Raw genomic sequence first — 25,546 nt, 5'->3', positions numbered from 1 at the left:
TTTCCATTCCCGGGGTTTAAATTTCTGCAAGCATCCCCACTTCCTGATTCCGTCGGCGCGCAACCTGCAGGAGGATTGTCATTTATGAAATCCCCGGCCGCGGCGGCAGGTCGTCCGGCGCGCGGCGCGGCGACGCGCCGCGGGGATTACCGTTAGAATCAGCATCACCCCCCCGATTGCAAGAATGCACACAAACAGAAGGTTGCTATGGTCCCGCATCTCGTCACGGCCCTGAACGGTCCGCTACTCGACCTCGAAAAGAAAATCCTGGCGGCCACGCCGGCCATCGAGCGCTGGTTCCGCCTCGAGTGGCAGGAACACACGCCGCCGTTCTATTGTTCGGTCGACCTGCGCAACGCCGGTTTCAAGCTGGCCCCGGTCGACACCAACCTGTTCCCCGGCGGTTTCAACAACCTGTCGCCCGAGATGCTGCCGCTGGCGGTGCAGGCGGCGATGGCGGCGATCGAAAAATACTGCCCGGACGCCAAGAACCTGCTGCTGATCCCGGAGCGCCATACCCGCAACGTGTTCTACCTGCAGAACGTCGCGCGGCTGATCCAGATCTTCCGCCAGACCGGCCTCAACGTGCGTCTCGGCTCGCTCTCCGAGGACGTGAAGGAGCCGACCACCATCGACCTGCCGGACGGCTCCACGCTGACGCTGGAACCGCTCGAGCGGTCGGCCAACGGCCGCCGCCTCGGCCTGAAGAATTTCGATCCGTGCACCATCCTGCTCAACAACGACCTGTCGTCCGGGATTCCCAAGGTGCTGGAGGGGCTGCATGAGCAGAACTTGCTGCCGCCGCTGCATGCGGGCTGGGCGGTGCGCCGCAAGACCAACCACTTCGCCGCCTACGACGAGGTGGTGAAGAAGTTCGCCAAGATGATCGACATCGACGGCTGGATGCTCAATCCGTACTTTGCCCGTTGCGGCGAGATCAACTTCCACGAGCGTACCGGCGAGGACTGTCTCGCGCAGAACGTCGACACGCTGCTCGCCAAGATCCGCAAGAAGTACAAGGAGTACGGGATCAAGGAAACCCCGTTCGTCATCGTCAAGGCCGATGCCGGCACCTACGGCATGGGCATCATGACGGTCAGGGACGCCAGCGAGGTGCGCGACCTCAACCGCAAGCAGCGCAACAAGATGGCAGTGGTGAAGGAAGGCCTGGAAGTCTCCGACGTGATCATCCAGGAAGGCGTGCACACCTTCGAGCACATCAACGACGCCGTCGCCGAACCGGTGGTCTACATGATCGACCGCTACGTGGTCGGCGGCTTCTACCGGGTGCACGCCGAGCGCGGCGTCGACGAGAACCTGAACTCGCCGGGTGCGCATTTCGTGCCGCTCGCGTTCGCCCAGCAGCATGCGCTGCCCGACCTGCAGGCCAAGCCCGGCACCGCGCCGCCGAACCGGTTCTACATGTACGGCGTGGTGGCCCGCATGGCGCTGCTGGCCGCCTCGCTGGAACTCGAGAAGACCGATCCCAACCCGGAAATCTACTGATGAAAATCGCCTTCCTCGCCGATCCGCTCGATCATTTCAAGATCTACAAGGACACGACCTACGCGATGATGGCGGAGGCTGCCGGCCGGGGGCACGAGATCCACGCCTTCGAGCAGCGGCACATGGCGCTGGAAGGCGGGCGGGTGACGGCGCATGCCGCGCGCATCCACATGACCGGCGACAGCGCCGACTGGTACCGCGCCGATGCCCCGGCCACGGTCGGGCTGGATGCATTCGATGCGGTGCTGGTGCGCAAGGACCCGCCATTCAACATGGAATACATCTACCTGACCTACCTGCTGGAAGTGGCGGAAGGGCAGGGCGCGCGGGTGTTCAACCGGCCGGAGGCGATCCGCAGCCACAACGAGAAGCTGGCGATAGCCGGCTTCCCCCAATTCACCGCGCCGACGCTGGTCACCAGCGACGGCGCCCGCCTGCGCGCGTTCCATGAAGCGCATCGCGACGTGATCCTGAAGCCGCTCGACGGCATGGGCGGCGCCGGCATCTTCCGGGTGCGTGAAGACGGGCTCAACCTCGGATCCATCATCGAGACGCTAACCGGCAACGGCGCCCATACCATCATGGCGCAGCGCTTCATCCCGGATATCGCCAAGGGCGACAAGCGCATCCTGCTGATCGGCGGCGAGGTGGTGCCCTACAGCCTGGCCCGCATTCCCCAGGGCGGCGAGGTGCGCGGCAACCTGGCGGCGGGCGGCCTCGGCGTCGCCCAGCCGCTGAGTGCGCGCGACCGGGAAATCGGCGAGACGCTTGCACCCCTGCTTTTGCGCCGCGGACTATTGCTGGTAGGATTGGACGCCATCGGGGACTACCTGACGGAAGTCAACGTCACCAGCCCGACCTGCTTCCAGGAGATCGCGCAACAGACCGGCTTCAACGTGGCCGGCATGTTCATCGACGCGGTCGAACGGCAGTGCGGCTGAACGGCTGCGCCGCAAGGCCGCAGCCAGGCGTGCCCCGCAACACTGGACCGGTTTCGGCCGGTTGACATCCCATGATTGGAATTCTGCTTCTGACGCATGCGCCGCTGGGCGCCGCCTTCATCGACGCGGCGACGCATGTGTTTCGTGCCCGGCCCGAGCGGATGGAGGCGATCGACGTGCGTGCCGACCAGGACACTGCCGAGGTCAACCGGCTCGCGCGCGACGCGATCGAACGCCTCGACGACGGCACCGGGGTGCTGGTGATCACGGACGTGATGGGCGGGACGCCGTCCAACTGCACGCTCAAGCTGTGCAGTCCCGGCCATATCGAGGTCATCGCCGGCATCAGCCTGCCGATGCTGCTGCGGGCGCTGACCTATCGGAACGACACCATCGACGTGGTGGTGGAGATGGCCCTGGCGGGAGGCCAGGGCGGCGCGGTGCGGGTAGACAACCGCGTACGGCTTTCACCCAACTAGAACGAAAACATGATTCAACAGGAAATCGAGATCATCAACAAGCTTGGCCTGCACGCGCGCGCGTCCGCCAAGCTGACGCAACTGGCCGCCCGGTTTCAGAGCGAGGTCTGGCTGACGCGCAACGCGCGCCGGGTGAATGCCAAGTCCATCATGGGCGTGATGATGCTGGCGGCCGGCAAGGGCGCCAAGGTCACGCTGGAAGCCGAGGGCAAGGACGAGCAGGCCTGCATCGATGCGCTGCGCGAGCTGATCGAGAACAAGTTCGGCGAAGGCGAGTAGGACCCGCATGGCTTCGTTCACGCTCCACGGCATTCCTGTCTCGCGCGGCATCGCCATCGGCCGCGCCCACCTGGTTGCGCCGGCGGCCCTCGACGTCAGGCACTACCTGGTCTCCGAAGACCAGGTGGAGGCCGAGGTCGAGCGCCTGCAGAAGGCAATCGAGACCGTGCATGCGGAGCTGCAGACGATGTGGACCGGGTTGCCGAAGGACGCGCCGGCGGAACTCGGCGCCTTCATCGACGTGCATGCGCTGATCCTGTCCGACCCGATGATCGCCGAGGTGCCGCTGGATATCATCCGCTCCCGCCACTACAACGCCGAGTGGGCGCTGGTGACGCAGATCGACGAGCTGTCGGCCCAGTTCGACGAGATCGAGGATGCCTACCTGCGCGAGCGCAAGAGCGACATCCAGCAGGTCGGCGAGCGGGTGCTGAAGGTCCTCACCGGCAGCGCGAGCAAGCTGCCGACGCAGGATGGCGAGGAAGCCGCCGGCCGCATGATCGTGGTCGCGCACGACATCTCCCCGGCCGACATGCTGCAGTTCAAGGACCGCGCATTCGGCGGATTCGTCACCGACCTCGGCGGGCAGAATTCCCACACCGCGATTGTCGCGCGCAGCCTCGACATTCCGGCGGCGGTCGGCATGGACCACGCGTCGGCGCTGATCCAGCAGGACGACTGGGTGATCATCGACGGCGATGCCGGCGTGGTGATCGTCGATCCGACGCCGGGCGTGCTCGACCAGTATCGGGAACGCCAGCAGCGGCTGATGCGCGACCGCAAGAAGCTCAGCAAGCTGCGCAAGACGCCCGCCATCACCCGCGACGGCACCGGCATTGCCCTGCTGGCCAACATCGAGCTGCCCGAGGACTGCGCCGGGGCGCTGGAGGCGGGCGCCGCCGGCGTCGGCCTGTTCCGCTCCGAATTCCTCTTCATGGGCCGGGTCGGCAACGGCAAGCGGTTGCCGACCGAGGACGAACAGTTCGAGTCCTACCGCAAGGCGGTGGTGGCGATGAAGGGCCGGCCGGTGACGATCCGCACGCTGGACATCGGCGCCGACAAGCCGCTCGACGTGGCCGAGCAGACGGCGCTCAATCCGGCGCTCGGGCTGCGCGCGATCCGTTTCTGCCTGGCCGAGCCGCAGATGTTCCTGGTGCAGCTGCGCGCGATCCTGCGCGCCTCCGCCTACGGGCCGGTCAAGCTGCTGTTCCCGATGCTCGCGCACGCCTTCGAGATCGACCAGGCCATGGCCCTGCTGGAGCAGGCGAAGGCGCAGCTGCGCGAGGCCAACAGGAAGTTCGACCCGCTGATGCCGGTGGGCGCGATGATCGAGATCCCCGCCGCGGCGCTGTCGCTGCCGCTGTTCGTCAAGCGCATGGATTTCCTGTCGATCGGCACCAACGACCTGATCCAGTACACGCTGGCGATCGACCGCGCCGACCATGAAGTGGCGCACCTGTACGATCCGCTGCATCCGGCGGTGCTCTTCCTGCTGGCGAGCACGATCGCGACCGGCGCCAAGGCCGGCGTCCCGGTGTCGGTCTGTGGCGAGATGGCCGGCGACCCGAAGCTGACCCGGCTGCTGCTGGGCATGGGCCTGCGCGAGTTCTCGATGCACCCGACCCAGCTGCTGCAGGTCAAGCAGGAGATCCTCAACAGCGACCTGGGCGCGATCACGCCGCGTACCCGCAAGATCCTGAAGACCATGGAGCCCGACGCGATAGCCGGCGCGGTCGAGGAGCTGCGGGCGTTGTGAGCAGCCGGCAGCGGCAATGAAAGAGGGGGCGCACGCGCCCCCTTCTTCATTTCCCGGCGTGAAAGCGGCCGGGCGCCGACGGAACTTTGCTAGGCCGCCGGGATGCCGGCAGCGAGCGCGGCCCGTCGCCGCGCATGCCGCTTCCACAGCATCGGCGCGACGACCAGCAGCACGGTCAGCGCCAGCACCGATGCCGAGATCGGCTTGGTGACGAAGATCGACAGGTCGCCCTGGCTGATCGACAGCGCGCGCCGCAGTTGCTGCTCGGCCACCGGACCGAGGATCATGCCGACGATGGTCGGCGCCACCGGGATGTCATAGCGCCGCATCAGGAAGCCGATCAGGCCGATGATGTACAGCAGCAGCAGGTCGAACCAGGAATTCCGTATGCCGTAGGCGCCCAGCGTCGCGAACACCAGGATGCCGCCGTACAGCAGCGGCCGCGGGATCGACAGCAGCCGGACCCAGAGGCCGACCAGCGGCAGGTTCAGCACCAGCAGCAGCACATTGCCGATGTACATCGAGGCGATCAGTCCCCAGACCAGCAGCGGCTGCGTCTCGAACAGCAGCGGTCCCGGCTGCAGGCCGTACTGCTGGAAGGCCGCCAGCACGATGGCGGCCGTGGCCGAGGTCGGCAGGCCGATCGTCAGGAGCATGGCCAGCGTGCCGGTGCTGGAGGCGTTGTTGGCCGCTTCCGGTCCGGCCACGCCTTCGATCGCCCCCTTGCCGAATTCCTCCGGGTGGCGGCTCAGCTTCTTCTCGGCGGCATAGGACAGGAAGGTCGGGATCTCCGATCCGCCCGCCGGCATCGCGCCGAGCGGAAAGCCGAGGAAGGTGCCGCGCAGCCAGGGCTTCCAGGAGCGCGCCCAGTCCGATTTCGACATCCACACCGAGCCCTTGATCGGCTCCACCCGGTCGGCGTTCCGGTTGAGGTAGGTGGCGAGGTAGAGCGTCTCGCCAATGGCGAACAGGCCGACCGCCGCGACCACGACGTCGATGCCGTCGAGCAGCTCCGGTATGCCCATGGTGTAGCGCGACTGGCCGGTCTGGCCGTCGATGCCGATCAGGCCGATCCAGAGGCCGAAGAACAGGCTGGCCAAGCCGCGCGCCATCGAGCTGCCGAGCAGCGTGGAGACGGTCACGAAGGCCAAGACCATCACCGAGAAGTACTCGGCCGGGCCGAACTGCAGCGCCACGCTGACGACCATCGGCGCCACCACGGTCAGCATCGCCACCGACAGGGTGCCGGCGACGAAGGAGCCCACCGCGGCGGTGGACAGGGCGGGGCCGCCGCGCCCGCTCTTGGCCATCATGTTGCCTTCCAGCGCTGTCACGATGGTCGCCGATTCTCCCGGCGTGTTGAGCAGGATCGAGGTGGTGGAGCCGCCGTACATCGCGCCGTAGTAGATGCCGGCGAACATGATCAAGGCGCCGGTGGGGTCGAAGCCGGAGGTGGCCGGCAGCAGCAGCGCCACCGTCAGCGCGGGACCGACGCCGGGCAGCACGCCGACCAGGGTGCCAAGGGTGACGCCGATGAAGCCGAGCAGCAGGTTCTGCATCGTCAGGGCGACGGCGAACCCCGACATCAGGGAGGACAGGGTATCCATGGTCAGAATCCTCCCAGCAGGCCGGCCGGCAGATTCAGTCCGAGACCGCGGGTGAACAGGAAGTAGGCCAGCGTGGACAGCACCAGGCCGATCACGATGTCCCGCACCAGGCGGCGGCTGCCGAAACCGCGCGCGATCAGGGTGAAGAGGAAGGTCGAGGCGAGGATGAAGCCGGCCCAGGCGATGGCGGCCATGTGCAGGATGATCGCGCCGCTGAGGATGGCAAAGGCCATCCAGTCCGGGGCCTCATGGGGTTCGTCCATTGGCACGTTGCGCCAGCCGCCGGATACGGCCTGCCACGCGAGGACGGCGCCGAGGATCACCAGGCCGGCGCCGATCACGAGCGGGAAGCTGCGTGGTCCGACCTGCGAATAGGCGGAGCCGCCGCCGATGTCCTGGGTGCCGGCGATCACGAAAATGCCGAGCGCGGCAAGGCCGAGCGCCATCAACAGCTCGCCGGGGTTGATGCCGGATTTGATGCGGGAGCGGGAATCCATGTGTCACCTTGAGAGGGAGCGCACCCTCGTTGTAGTCCACGCAGGCAGCGCGCGCCAGCGGGATCGCCGGGCGCGTGAGCGGGATCATGGGTACGGTGGCGCGGCGCGTCCCGGATGGGAAGCGCCGCCGTTGCGGCGTCCGGCGCGGGGAGCGCCGGGCGACTTACTTCTTTACCAGGCCGAGGCCGCCGATGATCTTCTCGGTGCTGGCGATCTCGTTGTCGAGGTAGTTCTTGAACGCGTCGCCGGCCAGGTAGACATCGCTCCAGCCGTTCTTCTGCAGCAGGTCCTGCCAGGATTTGCTCTTGACCGCGGCCTCGACGGCGGCGGTCAGTTCCTTCTTCTGCGCGTCGTTCAGGCCGGGTCCGCCGAACACGCCCCGCCAGTTGGCCAGTTCGACGTCGACGCCCTGTTCCTTCAGCGTCGGCACGTCGATGCCCGGCAGCCGCTTGCCGGAAGTGACGGCCAGCGGGCGCAGCTTCTTCGCCTCGATCTGGCTGGCGAACTCGTTGTAGCCGGACAGGCCGACCGTGACATGGCCGCCCATCACCGACGCCTGCGCTTCGCCGCCGCCGGCGAAGGCGATGTAGTTGATCTTGCTGACGTCGATGCCCTGGCTCTGCGCAATCATCCCGACGATGATGTGGTCGGTGCCGCCGGCCGAGCCGCCGCCCCAGGAGACGCTGCCCGGATTCGACTTGAACTGCGCCATCAGGTCCTTGAGCGACTTGATCGGCGAATTGGCGGGAACCACCAGCACGTCGTATTCGCCGGTGAGGCGGGCGATCGGGGTGACCTGGGACAGGTTGACCGGCGACTTGTTGAGGGCGATGCCGCCCACCATCACGCTGCCGCCGACGAGCAGGGCGCCCGGGTCGCCCTTGGCCGAATTGACGAACTGCGCCAGCCCGATGGTGCCGGCGGCGCCGCCCTTGTTGTCGACCTGGACCCGCTTCACGCCGGATTGCTGCAGCGCCTGCTGCAGGCCGCGGCCGGTCTGGTCCCAGCCGCCGCCCGGATTGGCCGGCACCAGGATCTTGATGGCATCGACGGCGGCGGCGGGGCCGGCGGCGAGCAGGCCGAGGGCGGTGACGGATGCCGCCAGCAGGCGGCCGAACGAAAAGCGGTTCTGGAATGACATCATGATCTCTCCTTCTTCCTGTAAATGGACCCGTTTTATTGGTGAACGCATGGCGCGGGTTTCCGCCGGTCGACTACTCTATTCCATGTCAGCTTGCAAATAGCTTTCGATCTTCCGCCGTCCGGACATGTCGACGGTCCGCCTAAATTACCCCGGCCGGGGACGGGTACGCATTCCGACAGCGATCCGTTTGCGTTTTCGCAATCGGCGCCGATGAGGGGAGGGGGCGGGCGTCATGCGCCCGGCAAGGCCGTGGCGGCGTGCCCGGCGCGCCGCCTGGTTTGACGCCCGGGGGCGACTTGGTTATTCTTACGCAACGCGCCGATTTGATAATCAGCTTGCGGGCGCGAAATAAATACGGCTAAAGCGTGCTTGCCACAAGCCCAGAATTTAGCCCGATGCGCTGCCCGCTTTCGGGCTTTTTTGTTTGCGGGTCCGGCGGCGCCGACCCGATCCCTGGAACCCTATGTCATCCGTCGGAATAGTCACCCCGCAATCCATGCATTTCGCCGAGCCGCTGCCGCTGCGCAGCGGCGCCTCCATCTCCGGCTATACCCTGATGTACGAGACCTACGGCACCCTCAATGCCGACCGCTCCAACGCGGTGCTGGTCTGCCATGCGCTGAACGCCTCGCACCACGTGGCGGGCATGTATGAGAGCGCGGACGGCAGCAAGAACGTGGGCTGGTGGGACAACATGGTCGGGCCCGGCAAGCCGCTGGACACCGACCGCTACTTCGTCATCGGGGTCAACAACCTCGGTTCCTGCTTCGGCTCGACCGGCCCGATGCACGAGAATCCGGCGACCGGCAAGCCCTACGGGGCGGACTTCCCGGTGGTCACGGTGGAAGACTGGGTGGCGGCGCAGGCGCGCCTCGCCGACGCGCTCGGCATCGCGCAGTTCGCCGCCGTGATGGGCGGCTCGCTCGGCGGCATGCAGGCGCTCTCCTGGAGCATGCTGTACCCGGAGCGCCTGCGCCACTGCATCGTGATCGCCTCCACCCCGAAACTGTCGGCGCAGAACATTGCCTTCAACGACGTCGCCCGGCAGGCCATCCTGACCGACCCGGATTTCCACGGCGGCGACTTCTATGCGCACGGCGTGGTACCCAAGCGCGGCCTGCGGGTGGCGCGCATGGTCGGCCACATCACCTACCTGTCCGACGACAGCATGGCCGAGAAATTCGGCCGCGACCTGCGCAATGGCGACTACCAGTTCGGCTTCGGCATCGATTTCGAGATCGAGTCCTACCTGCGCTACCAGGGTGACAAGTTTTCCGAGTATTTCGACGCCAACACCTACCTGCTGATCACCAAGGCGCTCGACTACTTCGACCCGGCGCGCGAATACGGCGACGACCTGGCGAAAGCGCTGGAGCAGACCCGCGCGCAATTCCTGCTGGTGTCGTTCACCACCGACTGGCGCTTTTCGCCCGAGCGCAGCCGCGAGATCGTGCAGGCGCTGGTCAAGAACAGGCGCCGCGTCGCCTACGCCGAGATCGACGCCCCGCACGGGCATGACGCCTTCCTGCTGGAGGACGCGCGTTACATGGGCGTGGTGCGCGCCTACTACGACCAGATATGGAAAGAGCTGCAACAGGGAGGCCTGGCATGAAGTTCGACGAACTCTCCACGCGCCGGGCGGACCTGGCATTCATCGCCCACTGGGTCGCCCAGGGCTCGCACGTGCTGGACCTCGGCTGCGGCGACGGCGTGATGATGGATTACCTGCAGTCCGACAAGGCCTGCACCGGCTACGGTGTCGAGATCGACGACGACAAGATCCGCGCCTGCGTTGCGCGGGGCGTCTCGGTTATCCAGCAGGATATGCGGGCCGGCCTGGCCATGTTTTCCGACAATGCCTTCGACACGGTGCTGTGCCTGTCGTCGCTGCAGATGATGAAGGACGTCGAAGGCACGCTGCAGGGCATTGCCCGGGTCGGTCGCGATGCCATCGTGTCATTCCCGAACTTCGCGCACTGGCCTCACCGCCTGTCCATCCTGCGTGGGCGCATGCCGGTGTCGAAGTCGCTGCCCTACCAGTGGTACGACACGCCCAACGTCCGCTATTCGACGATCAAGGATTTTGCGGAACTTGCGAACAAGGTGGGGCTCGAAGTGCTCGATTGCATTTCCCTGCGGGAAGGAAAACCGATACGGTTCCTGCCCAACGCGCGCGGCAGCCTGGCGGTTTTCCGGCTGCGCAAGCAGAACGCAAGAGCGTGACCGCGGCTGCGATCGCGACCGACAACCACGCGGGCCGGGCAAGGCCCGCGCCTCACTTCTGATGGACGCCACTGCATGATTGCCAACGAAAGCACGGAGAAGTCCGCGCCCCGCATCCGCGACGCCTTCCTGCATCCGTCCTCGTGGACGATGTTCTTCCTCGGCTTCGCGTCCGGCCTGCCCTTCCTGCTGGTGGCCGGCACCGTGGCGTACTGGCTCCGGGAAAACGGCATCACGCTGCGCGACATCACGATGATCGCCAGCGCCGGCCTGGCCTATTCCTTCAAGTTCCTGTGGGCGCCGCTGGTCGACCGGCTGCGCCTGCCGCTCCTGGGCCGGCTCGGCCAGCGCCGCAGCTGGCTCTTGCTGACCCAGGTGCTGATCATGTTCGGGCTGGTGGCAATGGCGGTGGTCACCCCCGTGCAGCTCGGGCCCTTCGTCGTCCTGACCCTGCTCGTGGCCAGCGCCGGCGCCACGCTGGATATCGTGGTCGACGCCTATCGCATCGAGATCGCGCCGGTCGAGGCGCAGGGCGCGCTGGTCGCCACCTATTCGCTCGGCTACCGGATCGCGCTGATCGTCACCGGCGCGGGCGCGCTGGTGCTGGCCGACCACACGACATGGTCGAATGTCTATGTGGCGATGGCCGCCTGCCTGCTGATTCCCGTCGTGCTGACGCTGAAGGCGCGCGAGCCCGACGTGTTGCGCGTGAAGGCGCAGAACTGGGCGCAGGCCATGCGCGAAGGTGTGGTCGAGCCGTTCGCCGATTTCTTCCGCCGCTTTGGCGGGCGCGTCGGCCTGCTGGTGCTGCTGTTCATCCTGCTGTTCAAGGTGTCGGACCAGGCGCTCGTGGGCGGCATCATGGGGCCGTTCTATCTCGACCAGGGTTTCACCAAGACCGAGATCGCCGCGGTGTCGAAGATCTACGGCATCTGGATCGGGATTGCCGGCGCCTTCCTCGGCGGGATGGCGGTGGTGCGCTGGGGCGTCGAACGCGCGCTGCTGGTCGGCATCGTGCTCGGCGCGCTTTCGAACCTGCTCTACCTCTGGCTGATCGGCGCCAACGGCGATGTGCGCATGCTGACGCTGGTGATTTCCGGCGAAAACCTGGCGCAGGGCCTGCTCGGCACCACCGCCGTGGCCTACCTGTCGGCGCTGGTGAACCAGCGCTACACCGCGACCCAGTACGCGCTGTTCAGTTCGCTGATCACGCTGCCGGGCAAGGTGCTCGGCTTCTATTCCGGCCGCATCGTGGAAGCGGTCGGATATGCGCCGTATTTCTGGATCACCACGCTGGCGATCGTGCCGGCGATCGCCCTGTATTTCTGGCTCGCGCCGCGCGTGCGGCTCGGCGAGGATGCGGGCGCGCGCTGATGCGGGCGGCCGCTGCATCAGGGCGGGTTTTCATTTTTTCGCAGGGAAGGGCAAGAGATGATCTGGCAAGGGGTTGCGGTAGTCACCTGGGCACTGCTCGCGGTGCCGGCATGGGCAGGGAAGGCGGATGCGGAAGGCGTGCAGGTCGACGAGATGTCGGCCCTGCGCAAGCTGGTGCCGGAAGAGGAACTGGAGGCGGCCGCCGCGCAGCAGTATCTCGACATCCGCAAGGAGGCCAGTCAGCACAAGGCGCTGGCGCCGGACAACCATCCGCAGGTGCAGCGCCTGAACGCCATCGCCAACAAGCTGGTGCCGCACGCGGTACGCTGGAATCCGCGCGCCGCGCAGTGGAAATGGGAAGTCAGCCTGATCGGCTCGAAGGACATCAACGCGTTCTGCATGCCCGGCGGGAAGATCGCTTTCTTCACCGGCATCCTCGACCAACTGAAACTGACCGACGACGAGGTCGCCATCGTCATGGGGCACGAGATCGCCCATGCGTTGCGCGAACACGGCCGCGAGCGCGTCGCCAAGTCCGGTCTGGCCAGTGCCGGGGCCAAGATCGCCGGGTTCGGCCTGTCGGCACTGCTCGGCATCGACCCCAACCTGGCCGGCGCCGCCACCGGCGGCATCGCCAATCTGACCATGCTGAAATTCTCGCGCGACGACGAGACCGAGGCCGACCTGGTGGGACTGGACATTGTCGCCCGTGCCGGCTACGACCCGCGGGCGGGCATCGCCTTGTGGCGCAAGATGGGCATGGTCAACAAGACCGAGAACCTGCAGTGGCTGTCCACCCATCCGGCAGGCAAGAGCCGCATCGCCGAGATCCAGCGTCACCTGCCGTCGGTGATGCCCCTTTATGCGAAGACGAAGGGCGTCGCCCAGTCGTCGCTGCCGCCCTACAAGAGCAACATGGACGGCATCACCCCTATCTACCGATGAAGGCCGACGCGCCGCTGTACTCCACTGTCAGCGGCGCATGGTCGGAAAAGCGCTCCTGCTTGTAGATCGCTGCGGCGCTGGCCTTCGCCGCCAGCGCCGGCGTCGAGACATGGTAGTCGATGCGCCAGCCGACGTTGTTGGCCCAGGCCTGGCCGCGATTGCTCCACCAGGTGTAGGCCTCGGCGGTGGTTTCCGGATGCAGTGCCCGGTAGACATCGACCCAGCCGGCGTTTCCGAAGACTTGCGTCATCCATTCCCGTTCCTCCGGCAGGAAGCCGCTGTTCTTCTGGTTCGACTTCCAGTTCTTCAGGTCGATTTCCTTGTGCGCGATGTTCCAGTCGCCGCAGATCACGATCTCCTGGCCGCAGTTGCGCAGTTCGCGCAGGTGGGGCAGGAACACTTCCATGAAGCGGAACTTGGCCTGCTGCCGTTCGTCGCTCGATGAGCCCGACGGGCAGTACAGCGAGATCACGCTGAGCTTGCCGAAGTCGCATTGCACGTAGCGGCCTTCGGCGTCGAATTCGTCACAGCCGAAGCCGACGCGGATCGCGTCGGGCTCCAGTTTCGAATAGACCCCCACGCCGGAGTAGCCCTTCTTCTCCGCGTAGTGAAAATGGCCGTGGTAGCCGTGGGGATTGAGGAATTCCGGCGTCATGTCGGCTGCCTGCGCCTTCAGTTCCTGCACGCAGACGAAGTCCGGCGCCTCCTTGCCCATCCATTCGAAAAAGCCCTTCTTGGCGGCGGAGCGGATACCGTTGAGGTTGGCGGAGATGATCTTGAGCATGGCCTTGCCTGGAAAAAACGAGCGGCTAGGATAACCGATCCGATCCCGGTTTTGGGATCGCCGGGGACGCTACAATTCCGGTTTCATTCAGCGCGGCTGAACCTTGTCTTTCTTCTATCTATCGAGGCCATCTTGAGCAAGCTCCGTCAGGAATTCATCGCATTCTCCGTCGACACCGGCGTCCTGCGCTTCGGCGATTTCGTCACCAAGGCGGGGCGCAACTCGCCGTATTTCTTCAATGCCGGCCTGTTCAACGAAGGGGCGACGCTGGGCCGCCTGGCCGACTTCTATGCACAGACGCTGCTCGACTCCGGCGTGGAATTCGACATGCTGTTCGGCCCTGCCTACAAGGGCATCACCCTGGCCGCCGCCACCTCGGTCGCGCTCGCCGCCAGGGGCCGCAACGTGCCGTTCGCCTACAACCGCAAGGAGGCGAAGGACCACGGGGAAGGCGGCACCATCGTCGGCGCCAGGCTGCAGGGCAGAGTGGTGATCATCGACGACGTGATCTCGGCCGGCACCTCGGTGCGGGAGTCGGTGGACATGATCCGCTCGGCGGGTGCCACGCCCTGCGCGGTGCTCATCGCGCTCGACCGCATGGAACGGTCGGGAAAGGATGGGGCGTTGTCGGAGCACTCGGCGGTGCAGGAAGTGAGCAAGGCGTACGGGATGCCGGTGGTTTCGATCGGCAATCTGGATGATTTGCTGGAGTATATTTCGCGGGCTGGCGCGGGGGGTGAACTCGCGCAGTATCGGGAGGCGGTGGCGGCTTATCGCGCGAGGTATGGGGTGGCGTGATGTTCGGGTACCGGTTCTCCTCTTCTTTTCGGTGCCCCTGAGCTGTTGTCACTCCGTGGATGCCCGCCGGGGCCAGTCCCGGCTATTGTCCACGGAGTGGCAACAGCACTGGGGCACCGAAGAAAACCAAGCAGCAAGACTGAACGAATAGCAGACCCTAACTCCAAGACCTCGCATGGGGCGGTCCAAAAAGCCGCCGCGTAACTAGGCCGGACCGCCAAGCCGTCATACATCCCACACCGCCCGAAGGAACCATCCCGTCACCCCCGCCACTCACCAGCAAAGCTTCAAAGAATTGCTGTATGCGAGGCCACCACCTCGCAAAACGTGAAGGCGAAAGGCGGTCTGGACGGGAGATCGATTCTCCCCACCTCCACCAAATGGCGACGCCACACCGTGAGCAAATACACGGCGCTGCCATCTGAAGGGGGTGACCTGGTTTCGACAGGCGGCACAAGTACCCGACACCACAGCACGTCAGGCGCCTGACGCTAATAGCGCAAAACCAATAAACGTCAACACGTTTATGTCGAAGGCTCCGGCCAACGACGACTGCTTCCTGTCGGTCGCTAACGCGTAATTGACTGAAGCCGAGTATCCGGCCCCTTCGCAAGAAGGCTTGGGAACAGAAAGGCCGGGCCTACACAGTGGTAAATTCATCGTTTGCATTGTGTATGCCGGGCGCAAGTGGGGAGTGCGGACGCTCCCCGTAGCCGGCAGCCGTAGAGGGCGCCCCCTGTAAGACTGGGGGCCTGGAATTCAAAAGGGGCGCGGTCCTGTAAGCAGGCTGCGCCCCTTTTTCGCATGCTCCCCGCAGGTGCAGAAAGGCAGGCGGCGCCGGGATCTAGTCGCGTGAATCACCCAAGAGGCGACAACATCCGCGGCACACCGAAGCGCCTGCAGTGCTAGCCCGCCAGCTTCTTCTTCAACAACTCCGTCAACTGCGCCGGATTCGCCTTCCCCTTGGTCGCCTTCATCGCCTGCCCGATAATCGCGTTGAAAGCCTTCTCCTTGCCGGAGCGGTACTCTTCCACCGACTTCGCATTCGCCGCCAGCACCTCATCAACGATCTTTTCGAGCGCGCCGGTATCCGAGATCTGCTTGAGTCCCTTGGACTCGATGATCTCGTCCGCCAAGGCGGGATTGTCCGACTTCGCTTCCCACATCGCCGCGAATACCTCCTTGGCGATCTTGTTGGAGATGGTGCCGTCCGCAATGCGCTGCAGCAGCAGCGCCAGTTGTGCCGCCTGCACCGGCGCCTCTGCCATGTCGACACCCTCGCGGTTGAGCGTCGACGATACGTCGCCCATCATCCAGTTCGCCGCGGGCTTGGCCTGCTCCTTGCCCGCCTTCGCCACCACGGCTTCGAAATAGCCGGCCATGGCCTTGGACTGGGTCAGCACCGCCGCGTCATACTCGGGCAGACCGTAATCGTTCACGAAACGCTCGCGCATCGCGCCCGGCAGCTCCGGCATTGCGGACCGCACGCGCTCGATCCATTCCTGCGCGATCACCAGCGGCGGCAGGTCGGGGTCGGGGAAGTAGCGGTAGTCCTGCGCGTCCTCCTTGCTGCGCATCGACCGCGTCTCCTTCCGGTCCGGATCGTACAGCCGGGTCTCCTGCACCACGCGTCCGCCGTCCTCAATTAGCTCGATCTGGCGCCGCACCTCGTAGTTGATCGCTTCTTCAAGGAAGCGGAAGGAATTCAGGTTCTTGATTTCGCAACGGGTGCCGTACTCGGCCTGGCCACGCGGGCGCACCGATACGTTGGCGTCGCAGCGGAACGAGCCCTCCTGCATGTTGCCGTCGCAGATGCCCAGCCAGACCACCAGCGAATGCAGCGCCTTCGCATAGGCCACCGCTTCCGCCGCGCTGCGCATGTCGGGCTCGGTGACGATCTCCAGCAGCGGCGTGCCCGCACGGTTGAGATCGATGCCCGTCATGCCGTGGTAGTCCTCGTGCAGCGACTTGCCGGCGTCTTCCTCCAGGTGGGCGCGCGTCAGCTGCACGCTGCGCAGCTCGGCCTTGCCGTCCTGCTCCAGCACGAAGGAGACACGGCCGCCCTGCACCACCGGGATCTCGTACTGGCTGATCTGGTAGCCTTTCGGCAGGTCGGGGTAGAAGTAGTTCTTGCGCGCGAAGATGGACTTCGGCGCGACGGTGGCGCCAATGGCGAGGCCGAACTGGATCGCCTTTTCCACTGCGCCCTTGTTCATCACCGGCAGCACGCCGGGCAGCGCCAGGTCAACCGGGCTGGCCTGGGTGTTGGGCGCGGCGCCGAAACGGGTCGATGCGCCGCTGAAGATTTTCGATTCGGTGGAGAGCTGCGCATGCGTTTCCAGGCCGATGACAATTTCCCACTGCATAATTTCCTCACTCATTCTTCGTAACGGCACTCGCCGGTGGAGATGTTCACCGAGAGCGACGTGAAATTCGGGCGCGAGCCGCACATCGCCGGGCAGCTCGGCTTCACTTCCAGCCGGTCGCCCTCCCGCACCAGCCGGATGCTGCAGTTGATGCCGTGCGCGTAGTCGTAGCCCCGCCGTGCGCGGGCCTCGAGCGGGTTCTTCAGGGCCACGCGCCAGGTCGTGCGCGGCGCTTCTTCCCGCACCTCCGCCACCAGCCCGTCGCCGTCGTCGATGCTGCAGTCGAAGCCATGCGTGCTGCGGTACAGCGCCGACTCCCAGCTGAAGGATTCGATGCGGTCGCCGCGCAGGCGCGCATTGCCGATGTCGGAGTAGATCAGCTTCTCGCCGTCCTCGGTGCGCACGGTGCTGCACGAGAACCGGGTTTCCAGCACCTGGGCAAGTCCGGGCGCGCAGACGAGCGCGGCACAGGCGGCGAGCAGGCTGATCGACGGTCTCATACGCCTTCCGGTACCCGCTTGTGCCAGTCGGTCACGCACTGGTACTGGTGGGCGATGTTGAGCAGCTTCGCTTCATTGAAGTAGTTGCCGATCAGCTGCAGGCCGACCGGGCGCCGTCCGTTCTTGTCGCCCTGGCCGAAGCCGCAGGGGATCGACATGCCGGGCAGGCCTGCCAGGCTGGTGGACAGCGTGTAGATGTCGGCAAGATAGTTGGCCACCGGGTCGTCGGCCTTGTCGCCGAGATCCCAGGCCACGGTCGGCGACACCGGCCCCATGATCACGTCGCACTGCGTGAACGCATTCTGGAAATCCTGGGCGATCAGGCGGCGGATCTTCTGCGCCTGCAGGTAATAGGCGTCGTAGTAGCCGTGCGACAGCACATAGGCGCCGACCAGGATGCGGCGCTTGACCTCGTCGCCGAAGCCTTCGGCGCGCGACTTGCGATACATGTCGGCCAGGTCCTTGTAATCCTGCGCGCGATGACCGTAGCGCACGCCATCGAAGCGGCTCAGGTTGGACGAGGCTTCGGCCGGCGCGATGACGTAGTAGACCGGGATCGACAGCTCGGTCTTCGGCAGCGAGATGTCGACCAGCGTCGCGCCCATCTTCTCGTACTCGCGCAGCGCCTCGCGCACCGCCTGCTCCACGTCGGCAGCAAGGCCGTTGCCGAAGTACTCGCGCGGGATGCCGATGCGCAGTCCCTGCAGGCTGTCGCCAAGCGCCCGGCCGAAGTCCTCCGTCGGGCGGTCCAGGCTGGTCGAGTCGCGCGGATCGTGCCCTGCCATCGCGTTGAGCAGCAGCGCGCAGTCCTCGGCGGTCTGTGCCATCGGGCCGCCCTGGTCGAGCGACGATGCAAAAGCGATCATGCCGTAGCGCGACACGCGCCCGTAGGTCGGCTTGATGCCGGTGACGCCGCACAGCGAGGCCGGCTGGCGGATCGAGCCGCCGGTATCGGTGGCCGTCGCCGCCGGCGCGAGGCGGGCGGCGATGGCGGCTGCCGAGCCGCCCGAGGAACCGCCGGGAATCGCGTGCCTGTCCCAGGGGTTCTTCACCGGGCCGAAGTACGAGTTCTCGTTGGACGACCCCATGGCGAATTCATCACAGTTCAGCTTTCCGAGCGTAACAGTGCCTGCTGCATGGAACTGATCCACCACCGCCGCATCGAAGGGGCTGCTGTAGCTTGAGAGCATCTTCGAGCCGGCGGTGGAACGCCAGCCGCGGGTGACGAATATGTCCTTGTGCGCGATCGGAATGCCGGTCAGGGCAGTGGCGCCGTTGCTTGCCAGCCGGACATCGGCCTCCTTCGCCTGGGCGAGGGTCAGTTCCTCGTCGACGTGGATGAATGCGTTGAGGTCGCTCCGGCTGATGCGGTCGAGGTACAGCCGGGCCAGTTCGGTCGCCGATACCTGCCTGGACTGCAGCAGGGCGGAGAGTTCTTTGATGGTCTTGGTATGCATGGGATGGGGCAGGGCCGCGTGGAGCGGCGCTGTTATTCGATGACTTTCGGGACCAGGTAAAGGCCGTCCTGCACGGCAGGCGCCACCCGCTGGTAATCGTCGCGGCGATCGGCCTCGGTGACCTTGTCCTCGCGCAGGCGCATGGCGATATCGTCCTGGATGGCGGCGATGGGATGGTTGAGCGGCTCGACGCCGCTGGTATCGACGGCGCGCATCTGCTCGACCAGCGCGAAGATGCCGTTCAGCTTGTCCAGGGTCTTGCCGGCCTGTTCTTCGTTCAGGTCAAGCTGCGCGAGGCGTGCCAGGCGCTTTACGTCGGAGAGATCGAGTGACATGGTAGGGAAGCGGTGAGAGGCGTTGCAAACGGAAATGTCAGAAAGTCAAAGGCTGGTCAAAGGCAGTTCTTGTTCTGGCAAAAACTTGTCAAAAGGGGCCGTACTGCGTGTATCTTGCAGTGCTTTTTGGAGTTTCCCCCGACTAATTTCACCTGAATTATAAGGTAGAATGACGGGCTGATTTGCCGCCCCGGCGCCAGCATTGCCGGGATGGAGCGAACCCGGGTTTTTACCATCATTGTTAAGCGCGCCACGGATGCGCATCGGGACAATACATGTTTGGATTCTTACGCAGCTACTTTTCTAACGACCTGGCGATCGACCTGGGTACGGCAAACACCCTGATCTATGTCCGCAACATGGGCATCGTCCTGGACGAGCCCTCCGTGGTCGCCATCCGCCAGCAGGGCGGACCCAATGGCAAGAAGACCATCCAGGCCGTCGGCAAGGAAGCCAAGCAGATGCTGGGCAAGGTTCCGGGCAACATCGAGGCGATCCGCCCGATGAAGGATGGCGTGATCGCCGACTTCACCGTCACCGAGCAGATGCTCAAGCAGTTCATCCGCATGGTGCACGACTCCAAGCTGTTCAAGCCGTCCCCGCGCATCATCATCTGCGTTCCCTGCGGTTCCACCCAGGTCGAGCGCCGTGCGATCCGTGAATCCGCGCTGGGCGCCGGCGCGTCGCAGGTCTACCTGATCGAGGAGCCGATGGCGGCTGCGATCGGCGCCGGCCTGCCGGTCTCCGACGCCACCGGCTCGATGGTGGTCGACATCGGCGGCGGCACTACCGAAGTCGGCATCATTTCGCTCGGCGGCATGGTGTACAAGGGTTCGGTCCGCGTCGGCGGCGACAAGTTCGACGAGGCCATCGTCAACTACATCCGCCGCAACTACGGCATGCTGATCGGCGAGCAGACCGCGGAACTGATCAAGAAGGAAATCGGTTCCGCCTTCCCGGGCTCCGAAGTCAAGGAGATGGAAGTCAAGGGCCGCAACCTGTCGGAAGGCATCCCGCGCTCGTTCACGATCTCCAGCAACGAGATCCTGGAAGCGCTGACCGACCCGCTGAACAACATCGTTTCCGCCGTCAAGAACGCACTCGAGCAGACCCCGCCGGAACTCGGCGCCGACATCGCCGAGAAGGGCATGATGCTCACCGGCGGCGGTGCGCTGCTGCGCGACCTCGACCGCCTGCTGATGGAAGAGACCGGGCTGCCGGTGATCGTCGCCGAGGATCCGCTGACCTGCGTGGTGCGCGGCTCCGGCATGGCGCTCGAGCGCATGGACAAGCTGGGCTCGATCTTCTCCTACGAGTAATGCGTTGTAGCGCGCGCCCAGCGACCCGCCGGGCGCGCCGGCGGAACCGAAACACAGACCCGCACATAGTTAGCCGCTGATGGATTACAGTCCACCGCCACTCTTCAAGCAAGGCGCCTCCGCGCGCGCCAAAGTGGTGTTCTTCTCCCTGATTGCCCTTGCCCTGCTGATCGCCGATGCGCGCCTGCGCTCCCTCGGCGCCATCCGGCAGGCAGTCGGCACCGCGCTCTACCCGCTGCAGGTCGTGGCGCTGCTGCCGCGCGACGCCGCCTACATGGTCGGCGACTACTTCTCCACCCTGTCGGCGGTGCAGCGCGAGAACCAGCGCCTCAAGCAGCAGGAGGTGGCAAATGCGCAGACGCTGCAGCAGATGCAGCTGCTGACCGCGGAGAATGCGCAGCTGCGCAAGCTGCTCGATGCCAACGAGCGGCTGCCGGTGAAGTCGGTGATGAGCGAGATCCTGTACGACGCGCGCGACGCCTTCACCCGCAAGATCATCCTCGACCGCGGCAGCCGCCACGGCGTGCGGCCCGGTCATCCGGTGATCGACGATGTCGGCGTGGTCGGGCAGGTCACCCGCGTGTTCCCGTTCACGGCCGAGGTCACGCTGCTGACCGACAAGGACCAGGCGATCCCGGTACAGGTGGTGCGCAATGGCGTGCGCAGCATCGCCTATGGACAGGGCCATGCCGGCACGCTCGACCTGCGCTTCATGCCCGTCAATGCCGACATCCGGAATGGCGACGTGCTCGTGACCTCCGGCATCGACGGCGTCTACCCGGCCGGCCTGGCGGTCGCCAAGGTGAGCCAGGTGGAAAGCAAGTCGTCCGATGCGTTTGCCCGCATCACCTGCCAGCCGCTGGCCGGCATCGACCGCAACCGTCAATTGCTGATCCTCATGACCGAGGAGAACTTCCCCGAGCGCCCGGCGCCCGACGACGGAAAAGCCGACAAGAAGCCGGCGCCCGAGTCCGGCAAGGATGCGGGCAAGGACGCCAAGGCGGCGACCCCCGTCGCCCCGGCAGCAGGCGGACCCGCCGCCTCCGGCGCACAGCCGGCAGCCGGGGCACAGTCGGCAACCGGCACGGCGGCCGCATCGAATACCGCACCGCGCCAGTCGCCCGCCAGCGCAGGGGCTGCCACAGCCGCATCCGCAGGGACGGCTGCGGCGCCCGCGGCGGCACAGAAACCGGCAGCGGCGGCGCCCGCAGCGCCGGTGGCGCCGGTCGCGAAGCCGGCCCCTGCGGCGCCTGCGACGCCGCCCGCGCCCGTTGTGAAACCGGCAGCGGCGCCCGCAGTACGGCCCGCGACCACCGCAACTCCTGCGGCACCGGCGCCGTCCGCGGCACCGGCGGCCCCCGTACAGCAGACGCCATGAACCGACCCCACTACATCCTGCTGCCCGCCAATCCGCTGTTCATTGCAGCGAGCATCGTGGTGGCCTTCCTGCTGAACCTGCTGCCCTGGGGTCAATGGGCCGGCGTCCCGGACTTCGTTGCGCTGGTCCTGGTCTTCTGGAGCGTCCACCAGCCACGGCGCGTCGGCATCGGCATCGCCTTCATGATGGGCCTGCTGATGGACGTGCACGACGCCAGCCTCCTTGGCGAGAACGCGCTGTCCTACACGCTGCTGTCCTATTTCGCGATCATGATCCACCGCCGCGTGCTGTGGTTCAAGGTACCGACTCAGGCCGCCCATGTGCTGCCGCTGCTGCTGTTGATGCAGGCGGTGCAGATGGTGGTGCGGCTGCTGGTCAGCGGAAAATTCCCCGGCTGGTCCTTCTTCCTCGAAAGCGTGGTGGCTGCAGGCCTGTGGCCGGTGGTGACGATGATCCTGCTGGCGCCGCAGCGCCGCGCGGTCGACCGCGATGACACCAGGCCGATTTGATGAGGCAACCCGCGGCCGGCGTGCCGGCCCGCGGGATGCGCCGGCACGGATCACCGGGCGGCGCCCGAGCTCCCGCCAGGGACATGAATATTGATGCAGGCGGCCGCCGGCCGCTTCAGCAAAGTCAGGTATGACCGAATTCAAGAACACAGAACGCGAACTGCACTTCTTCCGCCTGCGCCTGTCGGTCGCGGCGGTCTTCGTGCTGATCTGCTTCGGCCTGTTGGTTGCGCGCTTTGTCTGGCTGCAGGTACTGCGCCACGACCATTTCGAAGCACGGGCAGAGGACAACCGCATCTCGGTGGTGCCGGTGGTGCCTAACCGCGGCCTGATCGTCGACCGCAACGGCGTGGTCCTGGCCCGCAACTTCTCCGCCTATACGCTGGAGATCACGCCCTCCAAGATCCGCCAGCCGCTGGACCGGGTGATCGACGATCTGTCGCAGCTGGTCGAGATCCAGCCCAAGGACCGCCGGCGTTTTCGCCGCCTGCAGGAAGAGGCGAAGAATTTCGAGAGCGTGCCGATCCGCACCCGCCTGACCGACGAGGAGGTGGCGCGCTTCACCGCGCAGCGCTTCCGCTTCCCGGGTGTCGAGATCCAGGCCCGCCTGTTCCGCCATTACCCGCTCGGCAAGACCGCGTCGCACGTGATCGGCTACATCGGCCGTATCAGCCAGCGCGATGCCGCGCGCATAGAGGAGATGGAAGACGCCGCCAACTATGCCGGCACCAACCATATCGGCAAGGAAGGCGTGGAGAAGCGCTACGAGGCGCAGCTGCACGGCACCACCGGCTACGAGGAAGTCGAGGTCTCCGCCGGCGGCCGTGCGGTGCGGACGCTGTCGCGCACCCCCGCCGTGCCGGGCCACAACCTGATCCTGTCCATCGACATCGAACTGCAGAAGGTCATCGAGGAAGCGTTCGGCGACCGTCGCGGGGCCCTGGTCGCGATCGAGCCATCGACTGGCGACGTGCTCGCGTATGTGTCCATGCCGACCTTCGATCCCAACCTGTTCGTCGACGGCATCGACGCCCAGAGCTGGGACGAACTCAACAATTCGCCCGACCGCCCGCTGCTGAACCGGCCTCTGATCGGCACCTACCCGCCCGGCTCGACCTACAAACCGTTCATGGCGCTGGCGGCGCTCGAGCTGGGCAAGCGCACGCCCGGCCAGGCAATCTCGGACCCCGGCTATTTCTGGTTCGGCAATCACAAGTTCCGGGACGACAAGGAAGGCGGCCACGGCATGGTGGACCTGTACAAGTCGGTCGTCCATTCCTGCGACACCTACTACTACATCCTCGCCAACGAGCTCGGCGTGGACACCATCCATGACTTCATGAAGCCGTTCGGCTTTGGCCAGCTGACCGGCATCGACCTCGACCACGAGCGCCGCGGCATCCTGCCCTCCACCGAGTGGAAGCGCAATGCCTACCGGCGCCCCGAGCAGAAGAAGTGGTATGCCGGCGAGACCATCTCGATCGGCATCGGTCAGGGCTACAACTCCTTCACGCCGCTGCAGCTTGCGCACTCGACCGCCATTCTCGCCAACAACGGCACCGTGATGAAACCGCACCTCGTCAAGATCATCGAGAATGGCGCGACCAAGGAACGCACGCTCACGGTACCGAAGGAGAGCTACAAGATCGCGCTGCGGCAGGAGAACATCGACATCGTCAAGCGTGCGATGGCCGGGGTGGTGAAGGAGGGCACCGGCGCGCGCGCGTTCGCCAACGCGGGCTACGAGTCGGCCGGCAAGACCGGTACCGCGCAGGTGATCGCCATCAAGAAGAACGAGAAGTACGACGCCAGCAAGATCGCGGAAATACACCGCGACCATGCGCTGTACACCGCGTTCGCGCCGGTGGACAACCCGCGCATCGCCATCGGCATGATCGTCGAGAACGGCGGCTTCGGCGCGCAGGCGGCGGCGCCGATCGCGCGCAAGGCGATCGATTACTACCTGCTCGGCAAGCGGCCTGAAGACAAGGCCGCGCCGGCCGCCGACAAGAAGGCGGCCCCGGCCCTGCCGCCGGAAGCGGCCGCGCCTGCGGCGGTCAAGCCGGTATCGCTGCAGCAGAGCCACCAGCACCAGCACAGGGACTAGCCATGGCAACCATGCAAATTTCGGGACGCCCGCCGTTGTGGCAGGTGATCAAACCCTACATCACCGTCTTTGACGGCCCGCTGTCGCTGATCCTGTTCCTGCTGCTGTCGGTGAGCACGGTCACGATGTATTCGGCCGGCTACGACCACGGCACCCGCATCGACGACCACCTGCGCAACATCCTGATCTCGTTCGTCGTGATGTGGATCGCGGCCGTCATGCCGCCGCAAATGCTGATGCGGATCGCCTTGCCGCTCTACACGCTGGGCGTCGCGCTGCTGGTCGCGGTCGCGATGTTCGGCATCATCAAGAAGGGCGCGCGCCGCTGGATCGACATCGGCGTCGTGATCCAGCCCTCGGAGCTGCTGAAAATCGCGGTGCCGCTGATGCTCGCATGGTACTTCCAGAAACGCGAGGGAACCCTGCGCTGGACGGAGTTTATGGTCGCGACGGTGCTGCTGGTGATCCCGGTCGCCCTCATCGCGAAGCAGCCCGACCTTGGCACCGCCCTGCTGGTCCTGGCGGCCGGCTTCTACGTGATCTTCCTGGCCGGCCTCTCCTGGAAGGTGCTGCTGTTCCTGTTCATCGGCGGCCTCGCCAGCCTGCCGGTGGTCTGGTCGGTGCTGCACGACTATCAGCGGCAGCGCGTGATGACGCTGATCGATCCCACCAGCGACCCGCTCGGCAAGGGCTTCCACATCATCCAGTCGACCATCGCCATCGGCTCCGGCGGCGTCACGGGCAAGGGCTGGTTCAACGGCACCCAGGCGCACCTGGAGTTCATCCCCGAGCGGACCACCGACTTCGTGTTTGCCGTGTACTCGGAAGAATTCGGACTGGTCGGCAACCTGATCCTGCTGCTGATCTACCTGCTGCTGATCGGCCGCGGACTCCTCATCGCGGCGAATGCCCCGACCGTATTCACGCGGCTGCTGGCCGGCGCGATCACGATGATTTTCTTCACCTATGCCTTCGTCAACATGGGCATGGTGAGCGGCATCCTGCCGGTGGTCGGCGTGCCGCTGCCCTTCATGAGCTACGGCGGCACCGCCTTCGTTACGCTGGGCCTGGGCGTCGGCATGCTGATGAGCATCCAGCGTCACCGCAAGCTGATCCAGAGCTGAGCCGCTCCTTTTTCGCGCATCGTGCCGGCCTTCCGACACGATGCGTATCAGAAGAGTAACAATTCTGTTGTTGCGGCAAAATTATTGCCGATGCACACTCTCCTCCTTCGTAGCGGGC

Annotated in this window: 23 protein-coding genes; 15 read left to right on the top strand and 8 right to left on the bottom strand. The window is 65.7% G+C overall.

Annotated elements, in window-relative coordinates:
- Positions 1 to 207 precede the first annotated feature (207 nt).
- The 5 genes from gshA to ptsP all read left to right on the top strand — a co-directional run bounded on the left by gshA (position 208) and on the right by ptsP (position 4,961).
- Positions 208 to 1,506, top strand: coding sequence for a glutamate--cysteine ligase (gene gshA / locus VIM12_RS01135; protein ID WP_331939764.1), 1,299 nt, complete (start codon positions 208 to 210; stop codon positions 1,504 to 1,506).
- The gene (gene gshB, locus VIM12_RS01130; protein WP_331939763.1) at positions 1,506 to 2,447 is read left to right on the top strand and encodes a glutathione synthase; all 942 of its coding nucleotides are present in this window, start codon (positions 1,506 to 1,508) and stop codon (positions 2,445 to 2,447) included. The genes gshA and gshB overlap by 1 nt, the downstream gene beginning before the upstream one ends.
- A gap of 71 nt (positions 2,448 to 2,518) precedes the next feature.
- Positions 2,519 to 2,926 carry a PTS fructose transporter subunit IIA gene (locus tag VIM12_RS01125; RefSeq protein ID WP_331939762.1) on the top strand — a complete coding sequence of 136 codons (408 nt, stop codon included), beginning with the start codon at positions 2,519 to 2,521 and terminating at the stop codon, positions 2,924 to 2,926.
- Positions 2,927 to 2,935: 9 nt separating this feature from the next.
- Entirely contained in the window at positions 2,936 to 3,205 is a 270-nt protein-coding gene (locus VIM12_RS01120; protein WP_331939761.1) for an HPr family phosphocarrier protein, read from the top strand.
- Between the two features lie 7 nt (positions 3,206 to 3,212).
- Positions 3,213 to 4,961 carry a phosphoenolpyruvate--protein phosphotransferase gene (gene ptsP / locus VIM12_RS01115; protein WP_331939760.1) on the top strand — a complete coding sequence of 583 codons (1,749 nt, stop codon included), beginning with the start codon at positions 3,213 to 3,215 and terminating at the stop codon, positions 4,959 to 4,961.
- Between the two features lie 89 nt (positions 4,962 to 5,050).
- On the opposite strand, the gene VIM12_RS01110 is transcribed toward ptsP, so the two are convergent.
- The 3 genes from VIM12_RS01110 to VIM12_RS01100 form a co-directional block, all read right to left on the bottom strand.
- Positions 5,051 to 6,568, bottom strand: coding sequence for a tripartite tricarboxylate transporter permease (locus tag VIM12_RS01110; RefSeq protein WP_331939759.1), 1,518 nt, complete (start codon positions 6,566 to 6,568; stop codon positions 5,051 to 5,053).
- 2 nt (positions 6,569 to 6,570) lie between these two features.
- A complete protein-coding gene (locus tag VIM12_RS01105; protein WP_331939758.1) occupies positions 6,571 to 7,065 on the bottom strand; it encodes a tripartite tricarboxylate transporter TctB family protein in 495 nt (164 codons plus the stop codon).
- 163 nt (positions 7,066 to 7,228) lie between these two features.
- Positions 7,229 to 8,209, bottom strand: coding sequence for a tripartite tricarboxylate transporter substrate binding protein (locus VIM12_RS01100; protein WP_331939757.1), 981 nt, complete (start codon positions 8,207 to 8,209; stop codon positions 7,229 to 7,231).
- A 463-nt stretch (positions 8,210 to 8,672) separates the two neighbouring features.
- On the opposite strand from VIM12_RS01100, the gene metX reads away from it, so the two are divergent.
- The 4 genes from metX to VIM12_RS01080 all read left to right on the top strand — a co-directional run bounded on the left by metX (position 8,673) and on the right by VIM12_RS01080 (position 12,751).
- Entirely contained in the window at positions 8,673 to 9,821 is a 1,149-nt protein-coding gene (metX, locus tag VIM12_RS01095) for a homoserine O-succinyltransferase MetX (protein ID WP_331939756.1), read from the top strand.
- Positions 9,818 to 10,432, top strand: a complete 615-nt coding sequence (metW, locus tag VIM12_RS01090; protein WP_331939755.1) for a methionine biosynthesis protein MetW — start codon at positions 9,818 to 9,820, stop codon at positions 10,430 to 10,432. Before metX ends, metW begins: the two co-directional genes overlap by 4 nt.
- A gap of 75 nt (positions 10,433 to 10,507) precedes the next feature.
- A complete protein-coding gene (locus tag VIM12_RS01085; protein ID WP_331939754.1) occupies positions 10,508 to 11,806 on the top strand; it encodes an AmpG family muropeptide MFS transporter in 1,299 nt (432 codons plus the stop codon).
- 57 nt (positions 11,807 to 11,863) lie between these two features.
- Positions 11,864 to 12,751 carry a M48 family metallopeptidase gene (locus tag VIM12_RS01080; protein ID WP_331939753.1) on the top strand — a complete coding sequence of 296 codons (888 nt, stop codon included), beginning with the start codon at positions 11,864 to 11,866 and terminating at the stop codon, positions 12,749 to 12,751.
- Here VIM12_RS01080 and VIM12_RS01075 read toward each other — a convergent pair.
- On the bottom strand, positions 12,738 to 13,535 hold the full coding sequence (locus VIM12_RS01075) for an exodeoxyribonuclease III (protein WP_331939752.1): 798 nt from the start codon (positions 13,533 to 13,535) through the stop codon (positions 12,738 to 12,740). The two genes, VIM12_RS01080 and VIM12_RS01075, sit on opposite strands and share 14 nt — an antisense overlap.
- Positions 13,536 to 13,667: 132 nt before the next feature.
- Here VIM12_RS01075 and pyrE point away from each other — a divergent pair, with 132 nt between their 5' ends.
- Positions 13,668 to 14,333, top strand: a complete 666-nt coding sequence (gene pyrE / locus VIM12_RS01070) for an orotate phosphoribosyltransferase (RefSeq protein WP_331939751.1) — start codon at positions 13,668 to 13,670, stop codon at positions 14,331 to 14,333.
- Positions 14,334 to 15,238: 905 nt separating this feature from the next.
- Here pyrE and gatB read toward each other — a convergent pair.
- The 4 genes from gatB to gatC are packed head-to-tail and all read right to left on the bottom strand — an operon-like array spanning position 15,239 to position 18,991.
- Positions 15,239 to 16,699 (bottom strand): Asp-tRNA(Asn)/Glu-tRNA(Gln) amidotransferase subunit GatB, encoded by a 1,461-nt coding sequence (gene gatB, locus VIM12_RS01065; RefSeq protein ID WP_331939750.1) that lies wholly within the window; start codon positions 16,697 to 16,699, stop codon positions 15,239 to 15,241.
- An 11-nt stretch (positions 16,700 to 16,710) separates the two neighbouring features.
- A complete protein-coding gene (locus tag VIM12_RS01060; protein WP_331939749.1) occupies positions 16,711 to 17,199 on the bottom strand; it encodes a hypothetical protein in 489 nt (162 codons plus the stop codon).
- Positions 17,196 to 18,656 carry an Asp-tRNA(Asn)/Glu-tRNA(Gln) amidotransferase subunit GatA gene (gatA, locus tag VIM12_RS01055; RefSeq protein WP_331939748.1) on the bottom strand — a complete coding sequence of 487 codons (1,461 nt, stop codon included), beginning with the start codon at positions 18,654 to 18,656 and terminating at the stop codon, positions 17,196 to 17,198. The genes VIM12_RS01060 and gatA overlap by 4 nt, the downstream gene beginning before the upstream one ends.
- 32 nt (positions 18,657 to 18,688) lie before the next feature.
- Entirely contained in the window at positions 18,689 to 18,991 is a 303-nt protein-coding gene (gatC, locus tag VIM12_RS01050; RefSeq protein WP_331939747.1) for an Asp-tRNA(Asn)/Glu-tRNA(Gln) amidotransferase subunit GatC, read from the bottom strand.
- 275 nt (positions 18,992 to 19,266) lie between these two features.
- Between gatC and VIM12_RS01045 the strand changes: the two genes are divergently transcribed.
- The 5 genes from VIM12_RS01045 (at position 19,267) to rodA (ending at position 25,428) form a co-directional block, all read left to right on the top strand.
- Positions 19,267 to 20,310 carry a rod shape-determining protein gene (locus tag VIM12_RS01045; protein ID WP_040041654.1) on the top strand — a complete coding sequence of 348 codons (1,044 nt, stop codon included), beginning with the start codon at positions 19,267 to 19,269 and terminating at the stop codon, positions 20,308 to 20,310.
- Between the two features lie 79 nt (positions 20,311 to 20,389).
- Entirely contained in the window at positions 20,390 to 21,688 is a 1,299-nt protein-coding gene (gene mreC, locus VIM12_RS01040) for a rod shape-determining protein MreC (protein WP_331939746.1), read from the top strand.
- Complete coding sequence (gene mreD, locus VIM12_RS01035) at positions 21,685 to 22,197, top strand: rod shape-determining protein MreD (protein WP_331939745.1); 513 nt, start codon at positions 21,685 to 21,687, stop codon at positions 22,195 to 22,197. The genes mreC and mreD overlap by 4 nt, the downstream gene beginning before the upstream one ends.
- 130 nt (positions 22,198 to 22,327) lie before the next feature.
- Positions 22,328 to 24,304, top strand: coding sequence for a penicillin-binding protein 2 (gene mrdA, locus VIM12_RS01030; protein WP_331939744.1), 1,977 nt, complete (start codon positions 22,328 to 22,330; stop codon positions 24,302 to 24,304).
- An 11-nt stretch (positions 24,305 to 24,315) separates the two neighbouring features.
- Positions 24,316 to 25,428 carry a rod shape-determining protein RodA gene (rodA, locus tag VIM12_RS01025; RefSeq protein ID WP_331940091.1) on the top strand — a complete coding sequence of 371 codons (1,113 nt, stop codon included), beginning with the start codon at positions 24,316 to 24,318 and terminating at the stop codon, positions 25,426 to 25,428.
- The last annotated feature ends 118 nt before the right edge of the window (positions 25,429 to 25,546 follow it).

Source organism: Noviherbaspirillum sp. (assembly GCF_036563305.1).
Classification (GTDB): Bacteria; Pseudomonadota; Gammaproteobacteria; order Burkholderiales; family Burkholderiaceae_D; genus Noviherbaspirillum.
This window is presented reverse-complemented; position numbering and strand designations above follow the sequence as displayed.

What these genes read in the sequence shown, in the direction of transcription:
- VIM12_RS01085 (WP_331939754.1), top strand. Translation starts at nt 10,508, where the DNA reads ATGATTGCCAACGAAAGCACGGAGAAGTCCGCGCCCCGCATCCGCGAC.
- VIM12_RS01060 (WP_331939749.1), bottom strand. Translation starts at nt 17,199, where the DNA reads ATGAGACCGTCGATCAGCCTGCTCGCCGCCTGTGCCGCGCTCGTCTGC.
- VIM12_RS01045 (WP_040041654.1), top strand. Translation starts at nt 19,267, where the DNA reads ATGTTTGGATTCTTACGCAGCTACTTTTCTAACGACCTGGCGATCGAC.
- metW (WP_331939755.1), top strand. Translation starts at nt 9,818, where the DNA reads ATGAAGTTCGACGAACTCTCCACGCGCCGGGCGGACCTGGCATTCATC.
- mrdA (WP_331939744.1), top strand. Translation starts at nt 22,328, where the DNA reads ATGACCGAATTCAAGAACACAGAACGCGAACTGCACTTCTTCCGCCTG.
- VIM12_RS01100 (WP_331939757.1), bottom strand. Translation starts at nt 8,209, where the DNA reads ATGATGTCATTCCAGAACCGCTTTTCGTTCGGCCGCCTGCTGGCGGCA.
- mreD (WP_331939745.1), top strand. Translation starts at nt 21,685, where the DNA reads ATGAACCGACCCCACTACATCCTGCTGCCCGCCAATCCGCTGTTCATT.
- mreC (WP_331939746.1), top strand. Translation starts at nt 20,390, where the DNA reads ATGGATTACAGTCCACCGCCACTCTTCAAGCAAGGCGCCTCCGCGCGC.
- VIM12_RS01105 (WP_331939758.1), bottom strand. Translation starts at nt 7,065, where the DNA reads ATGGATTCCCGCTCCCGCATCAAATCCGGCATCAACCCCGGCGAGCTG.
- ptsP (WP_331939760.1), top strand. Translation starts at nt 3,213, where the DNA reads ATGGCTTCGTTCACGCTCCACGGCATTCCTGTCTCGCGCGGCATCGCC.
- gatC (WP_331939747.1), bottom strand. Translation starts at nt 18,991, where the DNA reads ATGTCACTCGATCTCTCCGACGTAAAGCGCCTGGCACGCCTCGCGCAG.
- VIM12_RS01125 (WP_331939762.1), top strand. Translation starts at nt 2,519, where the DNA reads ATGATTGGAATTCTGCTTCTGACGCATGCGCCGCTGGGCGCCGCCTTC.
- rodA (WP_331940091.1), top strand. Translation starts at nt 24,316, where the DNA reads ATGCAAATTTCGGGACGCCCGCCGTTGTGGCAGGTGATCAAACCCTAC.
- gshA (WP_331939764.1), top strand. Translation starts at nt 208, where the DNA reads ATGGTCCCGCATCTCGTCACGGCCCTGAACGGTCCGCTACTCGACCTC.
- metX (WP_331939756.1), top strand. Translation starts at nt 8,673, where the DNA reads ATGTCATCCGTCGGAATAGTCACCCCGCAATCCATGCATTTCGCCGAG.
- gatB (WP_331939750.1), bottom strand. Translation starts at nt 16,699, where the DNA reads ATGCAGTGGGAAATTGTCATCGGCCTGGAAACGCATGCGCAGCTCTCC.
- VIM12_RS01080 (WP_331939753.1), top strand. Translation starts at nt 11,864, where the DNA reads ATGATCTGGCAAGGGGTTGCGGTAGTCACCTGGGCACTGCTCGCGGTG.
- VIM12_RS01120 (WP_331939761.1), top strand. Translation starts at nt 2,936, where the DNA reads ATGATTCAACAGGAAATCGAGATCATCAACAAGCTTGGCCTGCACGCG.
- VIM12_RS01110 (WP_331939759.1), bottom strand. Translation starts at nt 6,568, where the DNA reads ATGGATACCCTGTCCTCCCTGATGTCGGGGTTCGCCGTCGCCCTGACG.
- gatA (WP_331939748.1), bottom strand. Translation starts at nt 18,656, where the DNA reads ATGCATACCAAGACCATCAAAGAACTCTCCGCCCTGCTGCAGTCCAGG.
- gshB (WP_331939763.1), top strand. Translation starts at nt 1,506, where the DNA reads ATGAAAATCGCCTTCCTCGCCGATCCGCTCGATCATTTCAAGATCTAC.
- VIM12_RS01075 (WP_331939752.1), bottom strand. Translation starts at nt 13,535, where the DNA reads ATGCTCAAGATCATCTCCGCCAACCTCAACGGTATCCGCTCCGCCGCC.